This window comes from Corynebacterium sp. (genome assembly GCF_012837295.1).
Classification (GTDB): Bacteria; Actinomycetota; Actinomycetes; order Mycobacteriales; family Mycobacteriaceae; genus Corynebacterium.
Map to the genome: position 1 here is coordinate 1 of NZ_DURI01000169.1, position 2357 is coordinate 2357.

Below are 2357 nucleotides of genomic sequence, written 5' to 3' on the forward strand. Positions count from 1 at the left end.
CCGTCGCAGACCTCACAGGGGACGTACACGTCCGGCAGGAAGTTCATCTCGATCTTCAGCGTGCCGTCGCCGCGGCACGCCTCGCACCGGCCGCCCTTGACGTTGAAGCTGAATCGGCCCGGCTTGTAACCGCGGACCTTCGACTCCTGAGTGTCTGCGAAGAGATTGCGGATCTTGTCGAACACGCCGGTGTACGTCGCCGGATTCGACCGCGGCGTGCGGCCGATCGGCGACTGGTCGACCTGCACCAGCTTGTCCAGCTGATCCAGCCCTTCCACCCGGGTGTGCCGCCCCGGCACCTGGCGGGCGCCGTTGAGCTCGTTGGACATGACCTTCGCCAGGATTTCGTTGACCAGCGTCGACTTGCCGGAACCGGACACGCCCGTCACGCAGGTGAGCAATCCCAGCGGGAAATTCACGTCGACGTTCTTCAGGTTGTTTTCGCGGGCGCCCCGCACCGTCACCAACCGGTCGAAATCCACCGGGCGGCGCATCTCGGGTGGCAGGATCTTCCGCTTGCCGGACAGGTACTCGCCGGTGATCGACCCCTCGGCGTCGAAAATGCCGTCCGGCACGCCCGAGTAGACGATCTCGCCGCCGTACTCGCCGGCCCGCGGGCCGATGTCGACCAGCCAATCGCCCTCGCGGATCGTGTCCTCGTCATGCTCGACGACAATGAGCGTGTTGCCCAGGTCGCGGAGCTTCTTCAGCGTCTGGATCAGCCGGTGGTTGTCGCGCTGGTGCAGGCCGATCGACGGCTCGTCGAGGACGTAGAGGACGCCCGCCAGACCCGATCCGATCTGCGTGGCCAAGCGGATTCGCTGCGCTTCGCCGCCGGACAGCGTCCCCGCCGACCGGGCGAGCGACAGGTAGTCGAGGCCGACGTCGAGGAGGAACCGCAGGCGCGCCTGCACCTCCCGCAGCACGCGACCGGCGATCATCTCCTCGCGCTTGCCCAAGGTCAGGGCATCGAGGAACGCCGAGCAATCCGCCACGGACATCTCGGTCAAACCCGCGATGGACTTTTCGCCGAACTCCTCCGACATCAAGGTCACCGACAGGATCTCCGGGCGCAGTCGCGAACCGCCGCACGACGTGCACGGCACCTCGCGCATGTACCCCTGGTAGCGCTCCTTCTGCGACTCGCTGTCCGCCTGCTCGAGCTTGCGGTGCAGGTAGGGCATGACGCCCTCGAACGGCGCCGTGTATTCGCGGGTCCGGCCGTACCGGTTGCGGTACCGGACGCTGATCTTGTGCTTGGACCCGTGCATCAGCGCCTTGTGCTGCGTTTTCGTCAGATCCTGCAGCGGCGTCTGCGGATCGAACCCCATCGCATCGGCCAGGCCCGCGATGAGCTTCTCGAAGTACTTCTTGTTCAGGGTCCGGTTCCACGGCCCGATCGCCTCCGTCACCGGCTTCGACGGGTCCGGGATGATGAGGTCCTCGTCGACCTCGAGCTTCGTGCCCAGACCATCGCAGACCGGGCACGCGCCGTACGGGGAGTTGAAGGAGAACGACCGCGGCTCGAGCTCCTCGATGTCGATGCGGTGGCCGTTGGGGCACGAGATGTTCTCGGAAAAGCTCTGGAGCCGGTTCGGGTCATCGTCGTCGAGCCCCACCGCGTCGACGACGACCACGCCTCCCGCCAACCGCAGCGCCGTCTCGACGGAGTCGGTGAGCCGCTGCTTCTGCGACGCCTTGACCTGCAGGCGGTCCACAACGACGTCGATGTCGTGCTTGACCTGCTTCTCCAGCGTCGGCGGATCCGTGAGCCGGTGCATCTCGCCGTCGACGACGACGCGCGCGTAACCCTCCGCCGCGAGCTCCGCGAAAAGGTCCACGAACTCGCCCTTGCGCGTTCGCACCACCGGGGCCAGCACCTGGAACTTCGTGCCCTCCGGCATCGCCAGCACCTGGTCGACGATCTGCTGCGGCGTCTGCGACGAAATGACCTCGCCGCAGGTCGGGCAATGCGCCGTGCCCGTGCGGGCGAACAGCAGGCGGAGGTAGTCGTAGACCTCCGTGATGGTGCCGACCGTCGAGCGCGGATTGCGGTTCGTCGACTTCTGATCGATGGACACCGCGGGCGACAGCCCCTCGATCAGCTCCACTTCGGGCTTTTCCATCTGCCCCAGGAACATGCGGGCATAGGAGCTCAGCGACTCGACGTACCTGCGCTGGCCCTCCGCGAAGATCGTGTCGAACGCCAGCGACGACTTGCCGGAACCCGACAGGCCAGTGAAGACGACCATCTTGTCGCGGGGCAGATCGATGTCGACGCCCTTGAGGTTGTGTTCCCGGGCACCACGGACGATGAGCCGTTCGGCCAACGTGCGCACCTTTCCTAGTCGGATTCG

At 66.2% G+C, this 2357-nt stretch carries 1 protein-coding gene; it reads right to left on the reverse strand.

Going from position 1 to position 2357, the window contains the following annotated elements:
- Positions 1–2330: excinuclease ABC subunit UvrA (gene uvrA / locus GX015_RS05790; protein WP_291343507.1), on the reverse strand; the 2330-nt coding region annotated here is incomplete at its 3' end.
- Between the last annotated feature and the right edge of the window lie 27 nt (positions 2331–2357).